Genomic DNA, 24,013 nt, shown 5'->3' on the forward strand with positions numbered 1-24,013 from the left:
TTGTGAGGAAAGCAAAAGAACGTGACGATTTTACCCCAAACCATCCCAACATTAAAGCCAATTTATCTTGATAAAGATAAAGTTATCGATGTACCTATCATTCTTGCCCCAATGGCTGGTGTTACTGACTATCCTTTTCGAAAATTAGTTAAAGAATTCGGAGCAGGGCTAGTTGTTTCTGAAATGATTGCCTCTTGGGCAATGATTCGTGAAAATAAAACCACGTTGCAAATGGCAGAACCGCTTACCGAAGGACTTAATTCGACCCAGCTGGCTGGCTCTGATCCTGTTGCAATGGCAGAAGCTGCAAGAATAGCGGTTGGACATGGTGCAAATGTAATTGATATTAACTTTGGTTGTCCTGTTAAAAAGGTGGCTGTCGGTCAACAAGCTGGTTCTGCATTGATGCAAGACGAAAAAAAGGCTGCAATTATACTAGAAGCAGTGGTCAAAGCTGTTGATGTTCCTGTAACTTTAAAAATGCGAATGGGATGGGATCAACAGTCTTTGAATGCTCCAGAACTTGCAAAAATTGCCGAGAATTGCGGGATTAAAATGGTGACTATTCACGGTCGTACACGTCAACAACTTTATCGTGGATCAGCAGATTGGGCATTTATTCGTCAAGTCAAAGAATCTGTTACTATTCCCGTTATTGTTAATGGGGATATTATTGATATTGAAACCGCAACAACTGCTTTGCGACAATCTGGCGCTGATGGATTAATGGTCGGCAGGGGATGTTACGGAAAACCTTGGTTTCTTGCACAATTAAAATATTATTTCGTCCATCATACCACATTAGATGATCCCCCTTTGGTTGAACAAAAAGACATTTTATTAAAACATTATCAAAGTATGCTTGATTATTACGGGGAACGTTCGGGAATCAGATTATCTCGCAAGCATATTTCTTGGTATTCAGCTGGATTACATGGCTCCGCTGCCTTCAGAGCCTCTATTAATCAAATGGATAGTTCAGCTGACGTGATTGCAGCAATTAAAGAATTTTACGATCAGAATATTCATCACCAACAAGAAACTTTGCTTCAATAATAGAGTCAACTATCGGCACGTATAATTAAATGAATAGCGAACATGATCCTCAAGAATTAAATGGCTATGACATTATTGAATCTTTACCTACACCTTTGATTGTCATTGATGATTTATTTGATATTATTTATATCAATGGTGCTGCCGAAGATTTCTTGATGGTCTCCAGAAAGAGCATTCAACAATGTTCTTTATATTCTTTTTTCCCCAATGCACATGCTGTTTTTGAACTGATTAAAAAGGTTCAATCTAAAAGAAGAGGGGTCGTAGAATACGAAGTTGAAATTTTTACTTATAATCAAGTTATCAAAGAAATAACATTATATATCGCACCATTTATTAAAAATAAAAAAATAATAACATTGACGATCCACGATTACTCGATTGTAAAAACAATTGAGGAAAAAGCCAGTTTTCACAAAGTATCCAGAAGCGTTGCCAATATGGCTGCTTTGCTGGCGCATGAAATTAAAAATCCGTTATCTGGAATCAAAGGAGCAGCACAGTTACTTGAAAAATCTTTAGATGATTCTGATCGAGAATTCACAACATTAATTTGTGATGAAGTAGAAAGAATTAAAAATCTTGTCGATCGTACAGCAATTTTATATAATCAAAAGCTTCAGATCAGCGATGTGAATATTTACTCTGTGCTAGCCCATGTTAAGAAAATTGCTGAAAATGGATTTGCTTCTTTTGTTCAAATTAAAACGATTTATGATCCATCCTTACCTTTAATCAAGGCAGATAAAGATTTGTTGATTCAAGTTTTTATTAATCTTATCAAAAATGCAGCAGAAGCTATAGGCAGTCATCGAACGGATGGTGAAATTACACTGATTATTGGATATGAACCCAATCTTATTATGAATATCGTAAAAACTAAGAAAAGAGTCACATCCCCTTTGATGATCGTTATTCGAGATAATGGACCAGGCATTCCTCAATCCATTAAACATCGTTTGTTTGAACCTTTTGTCAGCGGCAGACCAAACGGAACAGGTCTTGGCTTGGCGCTTTGTGGTAAAATTATCAATGATCATGGTGGTATTATTGATATTCATAGCCAAAAAGGCAAAACTGAGATAAAAATATATCTTCCTCTTATCTGCTGTTAATCCTTGGATATTATTTATTAATGCTAAACAACACTCCAACAATTTTGGTTGCTGATGACGATCGTTCCATTCGTACTGTATTAAAACAAGCCTTGATACGTGCAAAATATCATGTTGAATTAACAGATAATGCAACTGAATTATGGAATTTAATTTGCGCTGGCAAGGGTGATGTCGTCATCACTGATGTTTCTATGCCTGACAAGAATATCTTTGACATTATCCCTAAAATCAAAGAGATTAAACCAAATCTTCCTATTATTGTGATTAGTGCCTTATCCACTTTATCAACAGCGTTACAAGCGGAACAAGAGGACGTTTTTGATTATTTACCTAAACCTTTTGATTTAGATAAATTATTAAATACGGTGCATCATGCGTTAAAATACGTAAAAAGCAACAATAAAGATCAAGAATTAGAGGAAAAACTCCCTTTAGTTGGAAAATCTGCTGCGATGCAAAATATTTATCGTATGATAGCTCGGCTTATTAATTCCAACTTAAGTGTCATTATTTCTGGTGAAAGTGGTACAGGAAAAGAAGCTGTCGCGAAAACATTACATCATTATGGCAATAGGCGTTCATATCCATTCATTACCTTGAATATGTCTGCAATGACTGCCAGTGAAATTGAAAATAAACTATTTGGATATGAAGAGAACGGACAATGGCAGTCAGGATATCTAGAACAAAGCATTAATGGAACTTTATTTATTGATGAAATCAATGAAATGCCTTTGGATATTCAAACACGTTTATTAAAGATACTAGAGAATAATTCGGATATTATTCATTATACACAAAAAAAATCGATGCGCCTTATTGCTGCTACTCGTTATAATTTATTTGAATTAGTGCAAAAACAACAATTTAGAGAAGAGTTATATCATCGTTTGAATGTTATTTCTGTGCAAATCCCTTCCTTAAAGGAAAGAGCTGAAGATATCCCTTTGTTGATCGAACATTTTTTGCAAGAAAATTCTAGTTCTACGACGTTATCAGAACAATCAATTATTCTTTTAAAAGAATATCATTGGCCAGGAAATGTCCGTGAATTACGAAATTTGATCTTACGCTTAGTAACTTTTTATCCCAACCAAATCATTCAAGAGGATCTTATATTACCAAATCTTGAAAAGAAACCGCATCAACATCATGAAACTGGTTGTTTACCATTATCAACCTTAATAGAAAATCACATTTGTCGGTATTTTTCTGAAAATAAAGGATTACCAATTAATAAATTATATGCTCAAATGCTAGCAGAAGTTGAAAAACCACTAATAGAACAAACTTTGATTGAAACAGAAGGCAATCAAATCAAAGCTGCTGCTATTTTAGGGATCAACAGAAATACGTTGCGCAAAAAAATTAAAGACTTTAATATTATTCATAAATAGAAACAACAGGTTAAATGTGTCAAAAAAAGCTAATTATACATCATTTTTACGCATTATAGAAAAGCTCTCTGGTCGAAAAGCAACACTTATATTGGTTGCTTTGGCTTTATTTTTCGGCGTTGTCACATTTGTTATTCTTTCAGGTGGTATTGTTACGTCGCACAAACATCATGTACAACTTATTATTACTTTTTTGAATTTATCTGTTTTGCTGTTGCTTGTGACTGCTCTGTCTATACGTATTTTACGTTTGATTGCAGAACGTCGTAAAGGAATGGCAGGATCAAAGATCCATGTAAAGTTGGTTGTTCTTTTTGGTATTATTTCAACCATTCCTACGATTTTAGTGGGTGTTTTTGCTACTGTTTTATTTCATTTTGGTATCCAAATCTGGTTTAGCAATCGTGTTAGTACTGCTTTGAATGAAGCCCTGCAAGCATCCAGAGGATATCTGCAAGAACATAATGCCAATATTCGCACAGAGGCTTTTTCTTTGGCAAATTATATCCAAGGAATGCAAAATAATCTTGCCCAAGAAGGTCAAAATTTATTTGAAGATGGCAATGTTTTGGATCAAATCCTAGACTCTCAAGCTACGTTGAGGGGGCTAAATGCTGCGATTGTTTATAATCCTGCCACTCAAAAAATTGTCGCCTCGGGTGGATTGCTGAATAATGTTTCTTATGTTAAGAATTTACCTCGCACAACCACCAGCTTCATGACTCACAATGACGTAGCAATTCTTGATTCTTCGGATAAAGAAACCGTAAGGGCTGCTATTTCCTTAAGTGATACCCCTGCTTTGATGTTGTTAATCATCAGACCCGTTGATCCGACAATTTTAAATCATATGTATAAAACGGAAAAAGTTGTCGACCAATATAACATGCTAAATGCCAAACAATCACAAATCCAAATTATGTTTGTTATTATTTTTGGGCTGGTTGCGTTATTGGTATTAGCAGCCGCGGTGTTATTAGGATTATATTTAGCCAACCAAATTGCGCGTCCTGTGGGATTGTTAACCCTTGCTGCCAAAAAAGTCAGTGAGGGAAACTTGAATGTCAGTGTTCCTGAGCGGGATAAAGATGATGAGCTTACTGATCTATCACGTACATTTAATAAAATGACCAATCAATTATCTGTTCAACGTACAGAGTTAATTAAAGCCAACAAACAGATTGATGATCGTCGACGCTTTACCGAAGCTGTATTATTTGGTGTATCTAGTGGTGTGATCGGACTGGATCAACAAATGACAATCGAACTACCGAATCGGTCAGCCAATCAATTATTGAATGTTGATTTGTTCAATCATATTGGTCAAAAAATTACAGATATCGTTCCCGAGTTTACAGAGTTTTTACTTAAAAATGCTGATAGAACGCAACAATCTAAACAAGAAGAAATACAGATACAAACACCGTCGGGCAGTCGTGTTTTATTGGTACAGATTGGTCCAGAAATTGGAGGATCAGAAATTGAAGGATTCGTTATCACATTTGATGACATTACAGAACTGCAGTCAGCCCAAAGAAAGGCTGCTTGGGCTGATATCGCCAGAAGGATCGCGCATGAAATTAAAAACCCTTTAACCCCTATACAGTTAGCAGCCGAGCGTTTGAAAAGACGGTTTCTTAAGGAAATTCAATCAGACAGTCAAATATTCAGCCAATGTATTGATACAATTATTCGCCATGTTGGTGATATTGGCAGGATGGTTGATGAGTTTTCGTCTTTTGCACGAATGCCACAACCTGTTATGAGTAAAAACAATCTTTCAACGATTGTTAGAGATACATTGATACTACAACAAAATGCACATTCTGAAATTATATATCATATAGAACTTCCCAATCAAGGACCTTATTTGGATTGTGACCAAAGACTAATTGGGCAAGCATTAACGAACTTGTTTCAAAACGCCGCAGATGCTATTGGTATGTTAAATAAATGTGATAATATTGAAACAGCTATTGCAGGAAACATATGGGTTCAGGTAAAAGAGTCTGATAAAGAGATATGCATATTTGTAACAGATGATGGGATTGGTTTGCCACAAGAAGACAGATTACGTTTGACAGAACCTTATGTCACCCATAAACCTAAGGGAACAGGATTAGGTCTTGCTATTGTAAAGAAAATTATGGAAGATCATAAAGGAACCTTGCAATTAAGAGATCGTGCCGAAGGAAAAGGTACAACATCAATTTTGGCTTTTCAAAAATGAGGATAATATGGCGCATGAAATTCTAATCGTTGATGATGAACCTGATATCAGGTTGCTTATCGAAGGAATTTTACAAGATGAAGGATACGCAACACGTCTTGCAGGAGATGCTGATGCTGCAATTAGTGCTTTTCACGCACGCAGACCTTCACTAGTCATTTTGGATATTTGGTTACAAGGTTCCAGAATGGATGGTTTAGAGATTTTAAAATTAATCCAAAATGAAAAACCAGCCGTGCCAACCATTATGATTTCTGGGCATGGGACAATTGAAACTGCTGTTTCTGCCCTTCAATTTGGCGCATATGATTTTATTGAAAAGCCATTTACTTCAGACCATTTGCTCGTCGTTGTTCGCCGAGCACTTGAAAGTGCTAGGTTGGCACAAGAAAATGCAGAGTTGCGCGTAAGAAGTGGCGTCGCAATGCAATTAAATGGTCAAAGTCAAGCCATTAGCGTTTTAAAAAGCCAAATTGACAAGGTTGCCCCAACAGGCTCACGCGTTTTGATTTCTGGAGCTCCTGGCACTGGAAAAGAAATTGCAGCACGATCTATCCATAATCTATCCAAACGCGCAGATGGTCCATTTCTGGTATTAAATTGTGCGACTTTATCCCCAAATCGTTTTGAAGAAGAATTATTCGGGATTGAGGGCACAGCTGATGGTACACAACAACGTAGAACAGGTGTTCTAGAACGTGCTCATGGGGGTACTTTGGTGCTTGATGAAGTGGCTGATATGCCCCTTGAAACTCAAGGGAAAATCGTCAGAGCATTACAAGATCAAACGTTCCAACGTGTTGGTGGTTCAACAAGAGTTAAAGTTGATGTGAGGGTCATTGCAACAACAAACAGAGATCTCAACGTCGAAATTGGCGCAGGTAATTTTAGAGAAGATTTATATTACCGCCTTGCGGTTGTTCCATTGAAATTACCTAGTTTAAAGGATAGGCGAGAGGATATTCCTGAACTTGCAAAGTTATTTTTACAAAATTGTTCAGAATTAACCGGGCTTCCGTTAATCGATTTATCTGCCGACGCATTAACGACATTACAAACCTATGAATGGCCAGGAAACGTTCGTGAATTGCGTAATTTAATGGAACGTTTGTTAATTATGATGCCAGGTAATGTAAGCGAGGCTATCCGCACGGATATGTTACCCAATAACATTGGGCAAAATGCTCCCGGCTTGTTAAAAATTGATACGCAGACCGATATTATTAGCCTGCCACTAAGAGAAGCTAGGGATTTATTTGAAACGCAATATTTACAAGCACAATTAATGCGGTTTGGTGGAAATATCAGTCGTACTGCTGGATTTGTTGGCATGGAACGAAGTGCCCTACATCGTAAGCTAAAGCAACTTGGAGTTACTTCTTCAGAAGAAAGAAGTAACAACACCAATAACAATAACAATAACAATTTATAAGGTTGAACAGTGCCAAAAGACAATTTTCAAAACATACAAGACGTATTTTTAAACCAATTAAGAAAATCCAAGGTCTCCGTGACTGTTTTCTTGGTCAATGGCGTCAAATTGCAAGGAATAATATCAGGGTTTGATAATTTCTCAATTTTATTAAGAAGAGAGAGTCACGCTCAACTTGTATATAAACACGCAGTCAGCACGATTATGCCTGCAACGCCTATACAATTGCCTTATAATACTCCAGAAGAAAACTAGAAAGATTACTAAATGACCAATTTTGATTCAACTCATCAAAATGCTCGTGCAGCAGTTATTGTTCCTTGGGATGTTTCAAATCGTCAAATAAGTAATCGAAACTCACAATCCAGATTAGAAGAGGCAATTGGTTTAGCTTCTTCTATCCGTTTAGAGATTTTACATACTGAAATTATAAATCTACGCTCTTATCGCTCTGCAACGCTGATAGGACAGGGGCATATAGAGCAGTTAAGAGATTCTATTCAATCTAATGAAATCGAAATTGCTATTTTCGATACTAGGTTAAGCCCCATCCAACAACGTAATTTAGAAAAAGCGTTGGCATGTAAGGTCATTGATCGTACGGCTTTGATTCTTGATATATTTGGTGAGCGTGCCCAAACAAAAGAGGGGACGTTACAAGTTGAGCTGGCGCATTTGCAATATCAACGCAGTCGTTTGGTCCGTTCTTGGACACATTTGGAACGTCAACGTGGGGGTTTTGGTTTTATGGGTGGTCCTGGTGAAACACAAATTGAAGCGGATAGGCGTTTAATTGATGAAAGAATTATTCGTTTAAAAAAGGATTTAGAACAAGTTCGACGCACCAGAGGATTACATCGTAAATCAAGACAAAAAGTACCCTTTCCTATTGTGGCTTTGATTGGATATACCAATGCTGGAAAATCAACATTGTTTAATAAGTTAACTGGGGCTGATGTTCATGCCCAAGATCAATTATTTGCAACGCTTGATCCTACAATGAGAAAGCTACAACTTCCTTCTGGAAAGACGATTATCTTATCGGACACTGTTGGCTTTATCAGTGACTTGCCCACTGAACTGATTGCTGCGTTTAGGGCAACATTAGAAGAAACTGCCGAAGCTGATATTATTTTGCATGTTAGGGATATTTCACATCCTGAAACCATAGAGCAACGGCAAGACGTATTCTCTGTTTTAGATACAATGGTCAAAGATCAAATTTTAGAGGCTGATTGGCGCAAAAATACGATTGAAGTGTTAAATAAAATTGATTTGACCGATATCAATACAATAGTTGATAAGCCTTCTGACTATATTGGTATTTCTGCATTAACAGGCGAAAATTTACCTGCTTTAATACAAATGATTGATGACCGCTTGGCTACATTTATGGAGAAAGTTAACTATACAATTTCAATCAAAGACGGTGCTGCATTATCATGGCTCTATAATCATAGTGAAATTTTAGAACGGAATGATGATGAAGAAAATATCACCTTATATGTCAGATTGTCTCCAGTAAATAAGGCACGTTTTGAACAAATATACCCTTATGAATGATGTAATTTAGCTTCGAAAATTCGATGGACTTTACAAGGTTCTGGTACGATGCGCTCAATCAAATTGCGCATACCTTTATTATCTTCTAAAATCCATCCTAATTCGATCATTTTATAAGACAATACTTCGCCACGATTAAATAGTTCATCAATTACAAGTGAGGGCATCAACGCCCCCATGGCTGTATCCCGAATTGAATGGCTGATCCCTAATAATATTACACGCGCGGATTGAATTTGATGACGCAATACCCTATAACCTATTTTTGCCCACCCCATTAAAGAGGGAGTAGGACCAATATTCTTTGACAAATCATAAATATTAGGAATTACCAAAGCAACGGCAACGGGCATCTTATTTTGTTCGACCAATACATAATTTTCAGGTCGAAGCATTGATTTTAAATCTCTAATTAAAACGGACATTTCTGTTGGTGTCAGGGGAACAAATCCCCATGTATTGTTCCAAGCATCATTATATAATTGACGCAAGATCTCTCCATCTCGAGAAATCTCCTTCATATTTAATTTTCTAGTTGTAATGTTTCCAAGGCGATCAGAACCCATTTTTAATCCTGATGGAATTTTATGTGCTTTTCTGGCTTCTTCACCCATAATCATTTGATAAGAAACCAAGTCCATTGCTTTTGATAATCCTGACGATTCGATATGCTTTCCCAAATATTCGGGGTGCCATGGCATTGCAATCATCGGGGGTTCTTTTTGTCCTTTGACCATAGTTCCAGCCTCTGAATTTGCATTCAAAGTATAAGGACCTCTGATTTTTTCCATTCCATGTTTCTTAAGCCATTGACTAGCGGCGTTGATTAATTGCTGTACGACCTCAGAATCATCAATTGCATCCAAAGCGCCAAATAAACCAATTGGTTCTTTCCATTGACGTAAAGCATTCGGGTCTATTTGTGCAGAAATACGACCAACCGGTTTGTTATCTTTATAGGCAAGAAAATACTGGGCTGTTCCATATCTGAAAAATGCAGATTTTTTGGGGTGTAATAAACTGGTTTCTTGAAAGTCCAAAGGGGGTATATAATCAGGGAAATGACTGTATAATAAACGTGGCAATCGAATGAAAATTTCTAATTGTTTTGCATTACGCACAGAAAGAACAATAACTTTATTCGATTCAACGGAGATTACAGACATCAGAAAACCATTATTTAAATTAAATCAAAAACAAATTTTATATTTTTGAAATTTGAAAAAGGGAGAAGTATAAAATTACTTGTCTCAAATTATATAAAGGTTTTTTGTACTTATAGATATAATTTTATCAAAAAAATTAAAAAAACTTCTATCCAAAGGAAATTCTTTTGCGTGATTCATTAGATTCTATTTTGATTACAGGTGCAACCAGCGGTATGGGTCAAGCACTTGCATATTTTTATGCCAAACCAGGAATAAAACTTTTTTTGTGGGGAAGGTCTAAGAAAAAATTAAATGAAACTGCACAACGATGTCAAGCCAAGGGTGCGGTTGTTTATACTTATCCTATTGACCTAACGAATCCTATTGCTGCAACGACATTACTCCATGAAATATTCAAAGATTTTACCATTGATATGGCTATTCTTGCCGCTGGGTCAGGTGATATTAAATCAGAACAAGATATATTAGAATCTCAAAAAACACTCTACGATTTAACGCAACTGAATTATGTTACCCCGAGCTTAATGGGAAATTTACTAGCTCAACAAATGATACAAAAAGATATTCAGGGGAAAATTATATTTATAAGTTCTGTTGCAGGGTTTCATTCATTACCTTTTGCAACTGCTTATAGTAGCTCAAAGGCGGGCTTGACGCGTTTTAGCGATTCGTTGAGGCTTGCGGTAAAAAAATGGAAAATACAAGTAACACTCATTATTCCTGGATTTATTGATACCCCAATGAGCCAACGACTTGAATGCGACAAGCCTTTTTTGATTCCTCTTGATAAAGCCGTAGAACAAATCACTAATGCAATTGCAGAGGGGAAAAGAGAACTCATTCTTCCAAAAATATTTAAACTTTTGAAATGGGTTGATCTAATAGCACCTAGTTTTTTAAGGGATTTAATTTTATCTCGGATCAAAGTCAAACAAGATTAATAATCAAGAGCTAATGGAGGTCCGGGAGGGAATTGAACCCCCGTAAACGGATTTGCAATCCGCTGCATGAGCCACTCTGCCACCGGACCATGAACTCTTGATACCTGCTTATATCATCTACTATGGCAAAAAGGTCAAGTAAAAAATGTATAAAAACTTTACTTTTCATTCGTAAGGGTTTCATGGTATTTAGACATAGCACGTTATTAAAGATGTTTAGGAAACAATGAATCACTCTCATTTTGATTTTGCTGAGGCACGACAGAATATGGTTGAAAATCAACTTCGTCCTGCTGAGGTAAACCATACACAACTTACCGAAATTATGCGCGCTCTCCCTCGTGAAGAATGTGTTAAACCATCACAACGTGAGATGGCATATGCAGATATTAATTTGCCTTTATCCCACAACCGCTTCCTAAGCGAACCCAGAGTTATCGCACGATTAGTCCAGTTGGCTGATATTCGTCCTGGTGAAAAAATATTGGTCGTTGGTGCTTCAACTGGATACTTGCCCGCAATCATTCAATTGCTAGAAGCAGAAATTTTTGCAGTAGAAGAAAATGAAGAACTTTCTGTACAAGGTCAAGATTTTTGCAAAAAATATGCGGATCGTGTTCATTGGCATATGGGTAAATTATCCGAAGGTTACCCAGAAGCAAAACCATTCGATGTTATTTTAATTGATGGCGCTGTGACAGAAATTCCCAGTCAATTAGCCGATCAGCTCGTACTAAACGGTCGTATTGTTACCGTTCTTAAAAAAGACGGGCAAGCAAGCCAAGCAGTAAAAATAGAAAAAACTACCAATGGTCTTGCAACAATTTCTTGTTTTTATGCTAGCCTACCTTTATTACAAGAATTTAAAGATTAAAACTATATAGAATTTGATAGAAAGTTGCTGTGATGATTAAATGTCGATATCTTGGTATAAGCTTATTCAGCTTTTTGTTAAGCACAACGACTTGGGCACAAAATTATGATGGATCTGGTGCCCCCAATTTTGTTCCTCACACCTTAGAAGAGGCATTATCCACAGCTTACCTCACCAATCCAGAATTACAACAAGAACGTGCAGTATTAAGAGCAACTGATGAAGGTGTTTCCCAAGCACATGCGGGATGGCGACCTACAATTCAGACATCTCTTGGTGGCTCTATAACAAAAGGAAATTCTGTAGGGTCATCTGAGTTTAATGACAACGGACAGATAGTGCAAGGTCAAGATACGATTCAATCTGCAGATGGGCAATTAGGATATCAAGCTCAAGTTTCAATCTCACAACCGATCTATCAAGGCGGAAAGACAACAGCTAAAACGCATCAAGCTGTCAATGCAGTGATGGCCGAACGTGCTAAACTTCTTTCAACAGAACAGCAAGTTTTTCAAAAAGTTGTTAAAGCGTATGTTGGTGTTATTCAGGCTCAACAATTGTTGCAAATTAATATTAATAACGAAAAAATCCTTGCAGAACAGGTGAGAGCAACCCAACAACGGTTTAATTTAGGCGAAATCACACGAACAGATACAGCCCAAGCAGAAGCAGCACTTGCTGAGGCACGCGCTAGACGTCAAACAGCTGATGGTAGCCTAAGAGAAGCAGAAGCAACTTATACTCAGGTTGTCGGGATTGCACCACCGCCCAATTTAAAACCACCGCAACCATTAATTTTGCCTGTAAAAACAGAACAAGAGGCTATCGCTATTGCAGCATCCAACAATCCAGATGTTATTTCAGCATTATTTACCGAATCTGCACAAAAAGCAGCGGTAAATGTTGCTATTTCTGAAATTATGCCAAAAGTTAATGCGAATTTGCAATATCAAAGAATGAAAGATCAAGGTGTCGGTCGAAACCAAATGGATAGTAAAATGGGCACGTTGCAAATGACCTTGCCTATCTATCAAAGCGGTTCAGAATATTCTGCAATTCGTCAAGCAAAGCAACAAGCACAAGCAGCGCATAGACAAGTAAGCTCTCAAAGACGAACTGCTATGCAATTAGCATCCAGCAATTGGCAAAAATATTTGGCAGCAAAAGCTTCAATTGGTAGTAACCGTTCTGCTATTGCAGCGAATATCGTTGCTTTGGCTGGTGTCGAAAAACAAGCCGTTGTTGGAACGAGTACTACTTTAGAAATGTTGCAACAACAACAAACCTTATTAAATTCACAAACAACCCTTATTCAAAACCTTAGCACTATGGTTACGGCTTCTTATGATGTTGCTGCTGCTATGGGACGGTTAACAGCCCAAGATTTAAAACTGAATGTACCTCATTACGACTATACAGCGTATTACAATGCAGTTAAAAACAGATGGTGGGGCATGAATGACTATGCCCAAGATCAGCCTGGTCGTTAATATCTTATTCTTTCACTTTATTTTAGTACATCATATCATCCAATGTTAGATAAAAAATTTCATCCTTCCTCTGTTGAAAATGATCTTTACCACCTTTGGGAGGAGTCTGGTTTTTTCTCGGCTAATCCTGAACAACAAGACAAAAAACCATTTGCAATCATGATTCCTCCACCAAACGTGACGGGAACATTGCATATGGGTCATGCATTAACAATGACGTTGCAAGATACCTTAATTCGCTGGCGTCGTATGCAAGGGTACGATGTATTGTGGCAACCCGGTACAGACCATGCAGGGATTTCAACCCAACTGGTCGTTGATCGTAAGCTTACCGAAAAAGGCATTGATCGCAAATCTATTGGTCGTGATGAATTCATTAAGCACGTTTGGGAATGGAAAGCCGAATCTGGTGGCGAGATTACCAAACAATTACGCAGGTTAGGGGCTTCTCTTGATTGGAAAAGAGAGCGCTTTACGATGGATGAAGGTCTATCAGAAGCTGTCAAAAAAGTTTTTGTGACTTTGTATCGTGAAGGATTGATTTATCAAGACAAACGTCTGGTAAATTGGGATCCCGTATTTCGCTCTGCCGTATCTGATCTTGAGGTGGAAAGCAAAGAGGTCAATGGGCATCTTTGGTATATTCATTATCCAATTGAAAATAGTGATGAGATCATCACTATTGCAACAACTCGTCCTGAAACAATGCTTGGTGACGTTGCTGTTGCTGTGCATCCTGAAAACGAAAAATATAAACATCTTGTAGGTAAAAATATTATCTTACCATTAACGGGTCGTTTAATTCCTATTATTGCTGATGAATATTCTGATCCAGAAAAAGGAACTGGTGCTGTTAAGATTACGCCTGCTCATGATTTCAACGATTTTGAAGTTGGGCGCAGGCATGATCTAAAATTAATTACGATTTTAGATGAAAGTGCTGCAATTGATCTGAATGAGTTATCTGAAAATGAAAAGACAGAATTCGTCCTTTCCTTAGCTGGCTTACCAAGAGATAAAGCAAGAAAGCAAATCATTGCTGAACTTGAAAGGTTAGAGCTTCTTGAAAAGGCTGAACCTCATCGTAACCAAGTGCCTCATGCTGAAAGAGGTGGGGCTGTTATTGAACCACGCTTGACAACGCAATGGTATTGCGATGCCCCAACCTTGGCAAAACCTGCAATCGAAGCAGTGCAAACGGGAAAAATCAAATTCGTTCCTAAACAGTGGGAAAACACCTATTTTGCGTGGATGCGTGATTTGCAACCTTGGTGTATCAGCCGTCAATTATGGTGGGGACATCAAATTCCAGCATGGTATGGTCCAGATAATCATGTATTTGTTGCCTATGACGAAAATGAAGCCAAAGAACAAGCCCTGAAACATTATAGCAAAGAAGAACCATTACGCCGTGATGAAGATGTATTGGATACGTGGTTTTCTTCTGCATTATGGCCTTTTTCAACGTTGGGCTGGCCAAATGAAACTGTTGAATTAAACAGATATTATCCTGGGAACGTATTGATTACTGGATTTGACATCATTTTCTTTTGGGTTGCGAGAATGATGATGATGGGTACCCATTTTATAAAAGATATTCCGTTCGAAACGGTTTACCTCCACGGATTGGTGCGTGATGAAAAGGGACAAAAAATGTCCAAAACCAAAGGAAATGGTATTGATCCTTTGGAAGTCATTGATGAATTCGGTGCTGATGCAATGCGCTTTACTGTATGTGCATTAACAGGACCAGGGCGTGATATTAAGCTGGGTAAGAAACGTATTGAAGAATACCGTTCATTCATTACTAAAATATGGAATGCTGCACGTTTTTGTGAAATGAATGAAGTCAAATATAATTCTAATTTCTCAATTAGCGATGTAAAACTTTCTTTAAATCGTTGGATTTTAGGAGAGTTATCCCAAGCAATTACAGATGCAACATCTGCATTAGAATCTTTCCGGTATGATGAATATGCTTCTGTTTGTTACCATTTCACATGGGATAAATTCTGTGATTGGTTTCTCGAATTTGCCAAAGCAGCTTTTCAAAATGAAGATCAAACTATTGTTCAAGAAACAAGAGCTGTTGCAGCATTAGTATTAAAAACACTTTTACAAATTTTACATCCTGTTATTCCTTTTGTTACAGAAACATTATGGCATGAATTTAATTTTGGTCAAAAAGGAACATTAATGGTTTCTGAATGGCCAAAAGCTGAACTATTTGCAACGGTTAAAACAAAAGAATCTTCTGAAGAAATTGATTGGATCGTTCGTTTTATTACAGATATCAGAACGTTAAGAGCTGAGATGAATGTGCCGCCTAGTAAATTTATCTCAGCTTATTTGAAAGATGCTAATTCATATACATTACAATATGCCAATGTTTGGGGCGATGCGATTAAACGTATGGCGAGAATAGATTCTATTGAGCCATTACAGGGTGATTTACCTAAAGATTCAGCACAAACCATCGTTAATGAAGCAACTGTTATTCTGCCTTTAGCTGGGATCATCGATATTGATGCTGAAAAGGCACGTTTAGCTAAAGAATTAGATAAGATCGTTGATGAACTTACAAAATTAAATACCAAATTATCTAATCAAAATTTCATACAAAAAGCACGACCTGAGATTATTGAAGAAAGCCGAGAACGATTAAAGCAATTATCACATGATAAAGAACGTGTAGAAATGGCGTTAAATCACTTTAAATAGATAGAAATAAAATAATAATGTAAAATAGCTGTTGAAAAATATTATTCAACAGCTATTTTTTTATAAGAAGAATTTATTACTTAAGTTAAGGAATTAACAATGCATGAAAATATAGAAACGGTTGTTGTTGGTGGTGGATGCTTTTGGTGTGTCGAAGCCATGTTAAGCCAATTTAAAGGCATTATCGAAATTTTACCTGGCTACTCAGGCGGTCAAACTGAAAATCCAACATATAAACAAGTTTATACTGATCAAACTGGGCATGCCGAAGTCGTTAAAATTACATTTGATAAAAATTTAATCAAGCTTGAAGATATTTTTCGCATTTTTTTCTTAACTCATAATCCAACCACACTGAATGCTCAGGGTGCAGACGTAGGTACCCGATATCGTTCAATTATTTTGCCAGCTAATGATGACCAAGAACAAACAGCAATTTCAATTAGAAACGAAATTGAACAATCTGGTGTATGGGAAAAACCTATTGTTACAGAAATAACAAAATTAGAAAAATTTTATCCAGCAGAAATAGAGCATAAAAACTATTTTGAGTTGCACCCTGAGGTTGCTTATTGCCAAGCAGTCATAGCCCCCAAGGTGTTAAAAGTTCGTAAAGAATTTACAGATTATTTGAAAAAATAATCATTTATTCTTTAACAGTTTTATCGTCTTCATCAAGGAAGAATTGATCTGATTCTTCATCAAAATCGAATATCTCGGCATAACGTGCCCACCCAATAACAGTGGAGAGCGTTTGCCTTGCATATTCTGGCGACATTGTATCTTTTAATTCATCTCTAAATCGTTCTGCACTGGCTTTGTGATTCGAACGTTCATCCAATACACTACGAATAGCACGAATTAACGTAACATTCTTAACGACACTACGTCTGAAGATATCTTTACGTTCTTCAATTTCAGAATGAACCAATTCTTTTCCAAGCTCAGTCAGGATGATATCACCCTCTGCCATATCGGCAAAGCCCAACATTTGCAATGTTTCACCAATTGGTAATAAATCATCCAATTCCATCTGTAGGCTTTGTGCAAGTTTAGGCAAATCTGCACGTCCCATATATGGCTCTGCCAACAATGCCTCGACCATTCCGATCATTAAATTCATGGACATTGGCGGTATAGCAACGAATTGGCTACTATTTGCTTTTTTAACATCTAAATCATTTGGATTGATCTTAGCAGGACCACGATGTGTCATTAATGTGTAAATTTTATCAACCAACTGACGAAATGCAATGTCTTCCCGATTACGCGGATGAGGGAATGTGACTTCTAATTCATGTGCAACGCTACCTGGGTTTGAAGAAAAGATCAATAAACGATCACACATCAAAACTGCTTCTTCAATACTATGTGTGACGATCAAGATTGATTTAACAGGCAGTTTCTTTTCAACCCACAACTCAATCAAATCAGTTCGTAAATTCTCGGCAGTCAAGACATCCAAAGCCGAGAAAGGTTCATCCATCAAAAGCAAGTCAGGATGTACAACAAGCGCTCTGGCAAGCCCAACACGTTGACGCATTCCCCCTGACAACTCTTTTGGGTAGGCTTTCTCATAACCGCCTAAGCCAATCAGATCAATGGCTTCCTCAGCTAATTGCTCTTGCTCTTTCCTATGAACGCCTTTGGCTTCTAAACCAAGCTGCACATTATCTTGTACTGTTAACCAAGGAAAAAGGGCAAAAGATTGAAACACCATTGCGATGCCTTCAGCTGGACCAGACAATAGTTGATCTTTCCAACGAACTTCACCTTTAGTGGGTGCTAATAGTCCTGCAACAATACGTAATAAAGTCGACTTGCCAGAGCCAGAACGCCCTAATAATCCAACGATCTCACCACTTTTCAAGGTAACATTAACATCATCTAATACGACCAATTCCGAATGGTTCTCTTTAGGATAAGATTGTTTACAATTTTTAACCTCGATCAAGGTTTCTGCAGTATTAAGCGTATTCATAAATATGCCCTCTTAAGAAAAAGATAAGCGACGTCGAGCATAATCATAAAGAGGATGCCAAACTAAGCGATTAAATATGATGACAAAAGCAGACATAACCACCATGCCCAAACCTACTTGGAACACATTTCCAGCATCTGTGGCTTCAGCAATATAAGCTCCAAGTCCCGTTGCTTTTAATGTATCATTACCCCAACTAGCAACTTCTGCTGCGATGGATGCATTCCATGCACCGCCACATGCTGTCAAAGCCCCCGTGATATAATAAGGGAAAATGGCAGGTAACATCACCTTTGACCACCAAAGCCACCCTTTGATATGAAAGCTCTTAGAAGCTTCTCTGAGATCACCAGGAAATGTTGATGCGCCACCGACTACATTAAAAAGAATATACCATTGGGTTCCTAAAATCATTAAAGGCGTCAGCCAAATTTCTTTATTCAAACCAAAATGAACGATACCAACTACAAAGAATGGAAAAAATAAGTTAGCAGGAAAGGCTGCCATAAATTGTGCGACCACTTGAGTTCTTTTTGCCCATTGAGGACGTAAGCCCAGCCAAATACCCGCTGGTACCCAAATAATTGTGGCAATAGCAATCATCACAACAACACGAAATAATGTGATAAAACCAAGCACAATAACATGTAGTATTTCTTCGATAGAAATGTGTCCATGAACAGCTTCATAAATATAATAGGCAGCTGCGACCCCCAGTAAACATAAGATTGCTATGTAAATCCTATCAATGGTTTTCGAAGAAATTAGGTTTTTTGATAAATAGGATTGGCTGAATGGACGTTTACCAATCGGTAAAATAGCGACTTTGTGAGCAAATCCATCGATATAATCAGAAATCCAACGAATAAAGCTGGTACGGTGCATAAGACGTAACAACCAAGGGGTTGTATCCGTATCACTATTGGTTGTTTCAAAGCGAAATTTTGCAGACCATGCAACAAGAGGGCGGAATAATAGCTGATCATATGCTAAAATAACAAATAACATTGCACCAATTGCATAAAAAATAGCAGCTAAATCTTTATGTACAATCGCAGTTCCTACATAAGAACCAATACCAGGAAGTGTGATTTCAGTATTACCAACAGATATGGTTTCTGAATAAACAATCATAAACCAACCGCCTGACATAGACATCATCATATTCCAGATCAGCCCAGGCATAGCAGCTGGAACCTCAAGCTTCCAAAAGCGTTGCCACGAGGTTAATCCAAAACATTTGGCAGCTTCGCTCATATCCTCTGGAATGGTTTTAAGAGATTGATACATACTGAATGCCATATTCCAAGCTTGGCTTGTAAAAATCGTGAATATGGCTGCTAACTCAACCCCCAGGATTTGACCTGGAAATAACCCCATAAAAAACACAACCGTAAAAGTCAAAAAACCAAGGATCGGAACAGATTGTAAAATATCAAGAATAGGAACCAACACCATTTCGGCTCTGCGACTTTTCGCTGCTATAACAGCATATGTAAACGTAAAAACCAAAGAAGCAAACAAAGCGGCAAACATACGTAATGTCGTCCGCATTGCATATCCCGGAAGATATGAGGGATCCAGATTAATTGCCTGTGCACTAGGCATATTTAAAGGTTGTAGTACATGCCGCGTTGCTGATGCAATAGCAACCCCAAGTGCAATAACACACAGGATTGTGATAATATCAAATAAATTGGGTTTTGCCCGAACTGCAACGCTGGCGGGAATATTGTCTCTTGCCATTGAACCCGCCTTTATCCTTATATAATTAGATTATGAAAATCAGTAATAGTATATTACTAAAATAAAATTTGTATCACCAAAATCTTATGAATTTTTAATGACACTTTGATGGCCTGTGCTGCCAAAACCACCGCCCGATCGTTCTGTTTCGTCCAAACTATCGGTTTCTTGCCATACGCCACGCACAACAGGGGTCAATACAGCTTGAGCAATACGCATTCCGCGCTCAATAATAAATGAATCTTTATCTGTGTTAATAAGGATTACCTTAATTTCTCCACGATAATCTTCATCAATGGTGCCAGGAGAGTTAGGAACCATAATACCGTATTTTAATGCCAACCCTGAACGAGGGCGTATTTGTAATTCATATCCTACAGGCAATGCAATTTGTAATCCAGTCGGAATGAGTAACCTTGTTTGAGGTAAAAGCGTAACAGATTCATCAATAGCTGCTAATAAATCCATACCTGCTGCACCAGCAGTTGCATAAGAGGGTAATGGTAAATCTTTGGCATGAGCCAATCGTTTTACCATAATAATAGGGAAGGGTGGTAATGTCATAACGTTACCCCTTATAATTTAATGATTAAAAAACTGAATGATATCTTTAGTTAACAAACGACCAATTTCTTTCTTGTCAGCACGTTCAAAATGTTGCTTACCAGAGGATGACAAAATTGTCACCTCATTTTCGACTCCTCCCATAATTTTTGTATCTGGGTTGACATCGTTCACAATAATCCAATCACAGTTTTTACGTTTTCTCTTGGTATCGGCATTATCCAACAAATCATTTGTTTCCGCAGCAAAGCCAATAACTAACTTAGGACGATGAGGGTTTGGTCGAGAAATTGTTGCGAGAATATCAGGATTAGTTGTCAGTTCAAAAGATGGTATTTTTTCGTCACCTGTTTTTTTAATTTTTTGATTCGAAACTTCTTTTGCGCGCCAGTCAGCAACTGCCGCTGCCATGACTGCAATATCAACAGGGAGCATTTCTAAGCAAGCATTTAACATTTCTTGTGCTGTTTGAATAGAGATCACACGGATATTATCAGGGGGAATTAAAGAAACTGGTCCTGATATTAAAGTAACATCAGCCCCAGCGTCACGTAAACTCTCGGCAATGGCATATCCCTGACGACCCGAAGAATAATTCCCTAAAAAACGCACAGGATCAATCGGTTCATAAGTAGGTCCTGCGGTGACCAATGCTGTTCTTCCTGATAATGGTCGATATGGAGCTAAATGATTCTCTATGTGTTTTAACATCGATTCAGGGGAAACCAATCGACCATATCCATATTCTCCACAAGCCATATCCCCATGATCTGGCCCTACAAAAACTATCCCACGGCTTTTTAATTTATGAACATTTTCTTTTGTCGCAGCATTTTCCCACATTTGAACATTCATTGCAGGGGCAACCAAAATAGGCATAGAAGGCGGTGTTGCAAGTAACAAAGCACTTGCTAAATCATCAGCCAAACCAACCGCCATTTTAGCAATCAAATCTGCACTGGCTGGATAAATAACAACCATATCCGCTTCTCGAGTAAGCGTAATATGTTCAATTTCATTCGTTACTGTCAGTTCGAATAAATCTTGATAGACAGCTTGACCACTAAGCGTTTGCACAGAAAGAGGCGTAATAAATTGTTCCCCACCTTGGGTCAAAATGCATTTGACGTTACTTCCTTTAGCACGAAGTAATCGAATAAGTTCCAGAGATTTATAAGCAGCAATACCACCGCTGATAATTAGAAGGACATTTTTCTTCATTTTATAATTTTCCTCCAATAAACTTAAACATTTCTGCTTATTTATTCTTTTGCCACCACTGCAAATATCGGATCTTAATGCGTTAAAATTCATTAAAATCAACAATATGCTGCAATTTATATTCTTTTTACATTTCAAATAAAGATATTTGCTACTTCTTGCAGATCAAGTATTTTTTTGAACTACCAAAGTCATATTTTATAAACTTTACAGCATCCATCTTTATAATAGTTGCTATTAAATTCGCCATCCAGAATGAATTGCAGCAATACCACCAGAAAGATTTTGATAGGTTACATGTTCTAATCCCGCATTTTCCATCATGCTTTTCAGAGTTTCTTGATCTGGAAACATCCGAATACTTTCAGCTAAATATTGATAACTGTCTCCATCCTTGGCAATAATCTCACCAATACGAGGCAATGCTTGAAAAGACCATGCATCATATAAAGGACGTAAAATAGGAATAATCAATTTAGAAAATTCTAAACATAAAAAACGTCCACCAGGTTTTAAGACACGACGTGCTTCGGCTAATACCTTATCTTTGTGAGTACAATTCCGTAGCCCAAAAGAAATCGTCACACGATCTACGGAACGATCAGGCAAGCAAATCTCTTCACCATTCACACAGAAAAGATTAATATTTTTGACATATCCTTTATCAAAAGCACGGCTTTGCCCAACACTTAACATACTGTAATTTACATCCGTTAAATAAGCAGGACCGCCCCCACGTTTTAGCCAACCGAATGTAATATCGCCCGTACCACCTGCTAAATCTAACAAGGTTAGATTTGGTCTGGGACCTAACTCTTGAATAAAAATTTGTTTCCAAACACGATGAATTCCTAAAGACATCAGATCGTTCATAATATCATATTTGGCAGCCACACTGTCAAAAACAGCTTTCACCATTGAAGATTTTTCGTTCTCATTAACTTTACGAAATCCAAAATCTGTGACTTGATCTTCTTCATCAGAAGAATAATTGTTATTATTGTTCATATTCATAAAACTATTTTTTAGAAAAACCTATGCCAGAATTACCCGAAATCGAAACCATTAAACGTGGATTAGAAAATAATCTAATCAACCAGACGATATTATCTGTTCAATGTCATCGTGATACATTGCGTCTACCTATTCCAAAAGATTTAGACAGAATGATTACACATACCAAAATAATTCATTTTACCAGACGAGGCAAATATATCTTAATCGGACTAAATAACCAACAAACTATTTTAGTTCATTTAGGAATGTCGGGAAAAATGATTGTTCGCCCAAATATAAAAGACGAACCCATCATCAAACATGAACATTTTACCTTAGTTACCAAAGAAGGACAAAGACTTAGTTATATTGACCCTCGGCGATTTGGAGTTATTGATTTGTTTCAAAGTGAACAAACGCCCATTTTGTTAAGCAAAATGGGACCTGAACCTTTGGGGGATGAAATCCATCAGCAATTCATTATGCATCATTTGCAAAAACACTTACGGAACAAAAAACAATCCATCAAAGTGGCTTTATCAGATCAGCATATCATTGCAGGTCTAGGTAATATTTACGTCTGTGAAGCCTTATTTCTTGCGGGCATTTCACCCCTCAGAGAATCTAGAACTTTGAATAAAAATGAAATTATGAGAATTGTGTTAGCTATACAAACCATTTTAACCCAAGCCATCGAAGCTGGCGGATCAAGCATGCGAGACTATGTTCATGCTAATGGTAAAAAAGGATATTTCCAGATACAATGGAAAGTTTATGGCAAAGAGGGAGATTATTGTTTAAATTGTTTGACAAAACAAAAGAAAAGCGTAATAAAACGGGTAGTTCAAACAGGAAGATCAAGTTTTTATTGTGATTTATGTCAAAAATAGATGATATTTTCCTTGACAAAACTTTAATAAGAGATTAAAAATCTGGTTTTAATTAGTATGTCATCTTATTTGTTGATGATATGTTTGTATTTATAGAAAAAAGTTAAACAGGAAATCCATGGCGAATATCGCATCTGCGCGTAAGCGTATACGTCAAACTTTAAAACGTACCGAAAGAAACAAAGCTCGTGTATCACGAGTGCGTACGTTTGTTAAAAAAGTAGAGCAAGCAATTTCTGCTGGTAACAAAGAAGAAGCAGTTGCTGCTCTTCGTAATGCTCAACCAGAAATGCAAAGAGCATGTGGGAAAGGTGTTGCACACAGAAATACTGTTGCACGTAAAATTTCTCGTCTATCTCGCAGAATTAAAAGCATCGCATCTGCTTAATCCTGTGTTACAAGTAAAATAACAGATAAAGAAAAAGCGTTTTATCTTTTTGTTTATCTGTTTATAAAACTTATAAAGAAGCCGACGAATGTAAAACATTCTTCGGATTTTTTTTGCCTAAGATACCAATAATAATTAAATAATTGATTCTTTATTAAAAAAAAGAACGGGTGTATCGTATACACTTAACTCATCCTTTGACTTTAAACCCAAGAACCGAGCCATCGTAGCCC

General features: G+C 37.2%; 20 protein-coding genes and 1 tRNA gene. 14 read left to right on the plus strand and 7 right to left on the minus strand.

What is annotated here, in order from left to right; translation table 11 throughout:
* Window positions 1–21: 21 nt before the first annotated feature.
* Genes dusB through hflX form a run of 7 tightly spaced genes read left to right on the plus strand, consistent with a single transcriptional unit; the run spans window position 22 to window position 8,799 of the window.
* The gene (dusB, locus tag QJV33_RS10805) at window positions 22–1,056 is read left to right on the plus strand and encodes a tRNA dihydrouridine synthase DusB (protein ID WP_281463337.1); all 1,035 of its coding nucleotides are present in this window, start codon (window positions 22–24) and stop codon (window positions 1,054–1,056) included.
* 29 nt (window positions 1,057–1,085) lie between these two features.
* Window positions 1,086–2,174: a two-component system sensor histidine kinase NtrB gene (locus QJV33_RS10810; RefSeq protein WP_281463338.1), complete on the plus strand. Its 1,089-nt coding sequence runs from the start codon at window positions 1,086–1,088 to the stop codon at window positions 2,172–2,174.
* A gap of 20 nt (window positions 2,175–2,194) precedes the next feature.
* Window positions 2,195–3,574, plus strand: a complete 1,380-nt coding sequence (locus QJV33_RS10815) for a sigma 54-interacting transcriptional regulator (protein WP_281463339.1) — start codon at window positions 2,195–2,197, stop codon at window positions 3,572–3,574.
* 16 nt (window positions 3,575–3,590) lie between these two features.
* Window positions 3,591–5,804: a sensor histidine kinase NtrY-like gene (locus QJV33_RS10820; RefSeq protein ID WP_408869659.1), complete on the plus strand. Its 2,214-nt coding sequence runs from the start codon at window positions 3,591–3,593 to the stop codon at window positions 5,802–5,804.
* Window positions 5,805–5,811: 7 nt separating this feature from the next.
* Entirely contained in the window at window positions 5,812–7,236 is a 1,425-nt protein-coding gene (gene ntrX, locus QJV33_RS10825) for a nitrogen assimilation response regulator NtrX (protein ID WP_281463340.1), read from the plus strand.
* A 9-nt stretch (window positions 7,237–7,245) separates the two neighbouring features.
* On the plus strand, window positions 7,246–7,491 hold the full coding sequence (gene hfq, locus QJV33_RS10830; protein WP_281463341.1) for an RNA chaperone Hfq: 246 nt from the start codon (window positions 7,246–7,248) through the stop codon (window positions 7,489–7,491).
* A 12-nt stretch (window positions 7,492–7,503) separates the two neighbouring features.
* Window positions 7,504–8,799 (plus strand): GTPase HflX, encoded by a 1,296-nt coding sequence (gene hflX, locus QJV33_RS10835; protein WP_281463342.1) that lies wholly within the window; start codon window positions 7,504–7,506, stop codon window positions 8,797–8,799.
* Here hflX and QJV33_RS10840 read toward each other — a convergent pair.
* The gene (locus tag QJV33_RS10840) at window positions 8,790–9,965 is read right to left on the minus strand and encodes a hypothetical protein (protein ID WP_281463343.1); all 1,176 of its coding nucleotides are present in this window, start codon (window positions 9,963–9,965) and stop codon (window positions 8,790–8,792) included. The two genes, hflX and QJV33_RS10840, sit on opposite strands and share 10 nt — an antisense overlap.
* 167 nt (window positions 9,966–10,132) lie before the next feature.
* On the opposite strand from QJV33_RS10840, the gene QJV33_RS10845 reads away from it, so the two are divergent.
* Entirely contained in the window at window positions 10,133–10,909 is a 777-nt protein-coding gene (locus QJV33_RS10845) for an SDR family NAD(P)-dependent oxidoreductase (protein ID WP_281463344.1), read from the plus strand.
* Window positions 10,910–10,923: 14 nt separating this feature from the next.
* Here the strand turns inward: QJV33_RS10845 and QJV33_RS10850 are convergent.
* Window positions 10,924–10,998 (minus strand) — tRNA-Cys (locus tag QJV33_RS10850).
* Between the two features lie 137 nt (window positions 10,999–11,135).
* On the opposite strand from QJV33_RS10850, the gene QJV33_RS10855 reads away from it, so the two are divergent.
* The 4 genes from QJV33_RS10855 (at window position 11,136) to msrA (ending at window position 16,636) form a co-directional block, all read left to right on the plus strand.
* Window positions 11,136–11,783: a protein-L-isoaspartate O-methyltransferase family protein gene (locus tag QJV33_RS10855; protein ID WP_281463345.1), complete on the plus strand. Its 648-nt coding sequence runs from the start codon at window positions 11,136–11,138 to the stop codon at window positions 11,781–11,783.
* Between the two features lie 32 nt (window positions 11,784–11,815).
* On the plus strand, window positions 11,816–13,273 hold the full coding sequence (locus tag QJV33_RS10860) for a TolC family outer membrane protein (RefSeq protein WP_281463346.1): 1,458 nt from the start codon (window positions 11,816–11,818) through the stop codon (window positions 13,271–13,273).
* Window positions 13,274–13,315: 42 nt separating this feature from the next.
* Window positions 13,316–15,994: a valine--tRNA ligase gene (locus QJV33_RS10865; protein ID WP_281463347.1), complete on the plus strand. Its 2,679-nt coding sequence runs from the start codon at window positions 13,316–13,318 to the stop codon at window positions 15,992–15,994.
* 99 nt (window positions 15,995–16,093) lie between these two features.
* A complete protein-coding gene (gene msrA, locus QJV33_RS10870) occupies window positions 16,094–16,636 on the plus strand; it encodes a peptide-methionine (S)-S-oxide reductase MsrA (RefSeq protein WP_281463348.1) in 543 nt (180 codons plus the stop codon).
* A gap of 4 nt (window positions 16,637–16,640) precedes the next feature.
* On the opposite strand, the gene QJV33_RS10875 is transcribed toward msrA, so the two are convergent.
* The 5 genes from QJV33_RS10875 to QJV33_RS10895 form a co-directional block, all read right to left on the minus strand.
* Entirely contained in the window at window positions 16,641–17,975 is a 1,335-nt protein-coding gene (locus tag QJV33_RS10875; protein WP_281463349.1) for an ABC transporter ATP-binding protein, read from the minus strand.
* A 12-nt stretch (window positions 17,976–17,987) separates the two neighbouring features.
* Complete coding sequence (locus QJV33_RS10880) at window positions 17,988–19,721, minus strand: ABC transporter permease (protein ID WP_281463350.1); 1,734 nt, start codon at window positions 19,719–19,721, stop codon at window positions 17,988–17,990.
* Window positions 19,722–19,805: 84 nt separating this feature from the next.
* Window positions 19,806–20,285 (minus strand): dUTP diphosphatase, encoded by a 480-nt coding sequence (gene dut, locus QJV33_RS10885; protein WP_281463351.1) that lies wholly within the window; start codon window positions 20,283–20,285, stop codon window positions 19,806–19,808.
* 18 nt (window positions 20,286–20,303) lie between these two features.
* Window positions 20,304–21,506, minus strand: a complete 1,203-nt coding sequence (gene coaBC / locus QJV33_RS10890; RefSeq protein WP_281463352.1) for a bifunctional phosphopantothenoylcysteine decarboxylase/phosphopantothenate--cysteine ligase CoaBC — start codon at window positions 21,504–21,506, stop codon at window positions 20,304–20,306.
* Between the two features lie 237 nt (window positions 21,507–21,743).
* The gene (locus QJV33_RS10895) at window positions 21,744–22,514 is read right to left on the minus strand and encodes a class I SAM-dependent methyltransferase (RefSeq protein ID WP_281463353.1); all 771 of its coding nucleotides are present in this window, start codon (window positions 22,512–22,514) and stop codon (window positions 21,744–21,746) included.
* Window positions 22,515–22,543: 29 nt separating this feature from the next.
* On the opposite strand from QJV33_RS10895, the gene mutM reads away from it, so the two are divergent.
* Both mutM and rpsT read left to right on the plus strand, forming a co-directional pair.
* On the plus strand, window positions 22,544–23,392 hold the full coding sequence (gene mutM, locus QJV33_RS10900; RefSeq protein WP_281463354.1) for a bifunctional DNA-formamidopyrimidine glycosylase/DNA-(apurinic or apyrimidinic site) lyase: 849 nt from the start codon (window positions 22,544–22,546) through the stop codon (window positions 23,390–23,392).
* Window positions 23,393–23,510: 118 nt separating this feature from the next.
* Window positions 23,511–23,780, plus strand: coding sequence for a 30S ribosomal protein S20 (gene rpsT / locus QJV33_RS10905; RefSeq protein ID WP_281463356.1), 270 nt, complete (start codon window positions 23,511–23,513; stop codon window positions 23,778–23,780).
* Window positions 23,781–24,013: the final 233 nt, after the last annotated feature.

The sequence above is a fragment of the Commensalibacter nepenthis genome, assembly GCF_029953305.1.
GTDB lineage: Bacteria > Pseudomonadota > Alphaproteobacteria > Acetobacterales > Acetobacteraceae > Commensalibacter > Commensalibacter nepenthis.

Bases quoted from the DNA above. Each gene is read 5' to 3' on its own strand.
- QJV33_RS10810 (WP_281463338.1), top strand. From the start codon at position 1,086: ATGAATAGCGAACATGATCCTCAAGAATTAAATGGCTATGACATTATT.
- QJV33_RS10815 (WP_281463339.1), top strand. From the start codon at position 2,195: ATGCTAAACAACACTCCAACAATTTTGGTTGCTGATGACGATCGTTCC.
- ntrX (WP_281463340.1), top strand. From the start codon at position 5,812: ATGGCGCATGAAATTCTAATCGTTGATGATGAACCTGATATCAGGTTG.
- hflX (WP_281463342.1), top strand. From the start codon at position 7,504: ATGACCAATTTTGATTCAACTCATCAAAATGCTCGTGCAGCAGTTATT.
- QJV33_RS10840 (WP_281463343.1), bottom strand. From the start codon at position 9,965: ATGTCTGTAATCTCCGTTGAATCGAATAAAGTTATTGTTCTTTCTGTG.
- QJV33_RS10855 (WP_281463345.1), top strand. From the start codon at position 11,136: ATGAATCACTCTCATTTTGATTTTGCTGAGGCACGACAGAATATGGTT.
- QJV33_RS10860 (WP_281463346.1), top strand. From the start codon at position 11,816: ATGATTAAATGTCGATATCTTGGTATAAGCTTATTCAGCTTTTTGTTA.
- QJV33_RS10865 (WP_281463347.1), top strand. From the start codon at position 13,316: ATGTTAGATAAAAAATTTCATCCTTCCTCTGTTGAAAATGATCTTTAC.
- msrA (WP_281463348.1), top strand. From the start codon at position 16,094: ATGCATGAAAATATAGAAACGGTTGTTGTTGGTGGTGGATGCTTTTGG.
- QJV33_RS10875 (WP_281463349.1), bottom strand. From the start codon at position 17,975: ATGAATACGCTTAATACTGCAGAAACCTTGATCGAGGTTAAAAATTGT.
- QJV33_RS10880 (WP_281463350.1), bottom strand. From the start codon at position 19,721: ATGGCAAGAGACAATATTCCCGCCAGCGTTGCAGTTCGGGCAAAACCC.
- dut (WP_281463351.1), bottom strand. From the start codon at position 20,285: ATGACATTACCACCCTTCCCTATTATTATGGTAAAACGATTGGCTCAT.
- coaBC (WP_281463352.1), bottom strand. From the start codon at position 21,506: ATGAAGAAAAATGTCCTTCTAATTATCAGCGGTGGTATTGCTGCTTAT.
- QJV33_RS10895 (WP_281463353.1), bottom strand. From the start codon at position 22,514: ATGAACAATAATAACAATTATTCTTCTGATGAAGAAGATCAAGTCACA.
- mutM (WP_281463354.1), top strand. From the start codon at position 22,544: ATGCCAGAATTACCCGAAATCGAAACCATTAAACGTGGATTAGAAAAT.
- rpsT (WP_281463356.1), top strand. From the start codon at position 23,511: ATGGCGAATATCGCATCTGCGCGTAAGCGTATACGTCAAACTTTAAAA.